We start from the raw sequence: 551 nt of genomic DNA on the forward strand, positions 1-551 counted from the left end.
CCAGTGGTCGAAGGCACGCTGCAGCTCACCGCTGTCCGCGAACCACCTGCCCTGCAGGACTTCCGCTTTCAGACTGCGGTGAAAACGCTCCAGCTTGCCCTGTGTCTGCGGATGATACGGCCGGGAATGCCCCACCCGGATCCCCTGGCGCATCAGCCACAGCTCCAGAGCCGTCCAGGTGCCGGTGGTGTCGCCCCACGGCGAGCCGTTGTCCATCGTCATCCCGTCCGGCAGACCGTAGCGTTCAAACACACTGAGCAGCCGCTGCTGCACGGTCTCGCGTCGTTCATCGGTGCAGGGCGCCAGACACAGGGAGAAACGGGAGTGGTCGTCCAGCAGGGTGAGCGGATGGCAGCGGCCCCCGCCGAAGGGAAAGTGGCCCTTAAAATCCATCTGCCAGAGCCGGTTCGGGGCGTCATGTTCGAACCGTCCCGTGGCCGGGATACCCGGTGCCGTGCCCGGCAGCAGGCCGTGACGGGCCATCAGTTTATGGACGGTGCTGCTGGCGGGTATGCGGTGTCCCTGGTCTTCAAGCCAGCGCTTAATCTTGC

The 551-nt window shown here is 65.3% G+C and carries 1 protein-coding gene; it reads right to left on the reverse strand.

Annotated elements, in window-relative coordinates:
- On the reverse strand, positions 1-551 hold a 551-nt coding region (locus KW828_RS21675; protein WP_218338294.1), incomplete at both ends, for a DDE-type integrase/transposase/recombinase.

The organism is Enterobacter sp. ENT03, from assembly GCF_019218745.1.
Classification (GTDB): domain Bacteria; phylum Pseudomonadota; class Gammaproteobacteria; order Enterobacterales; family Enterobacteriaceae; genus Enterobacter_D.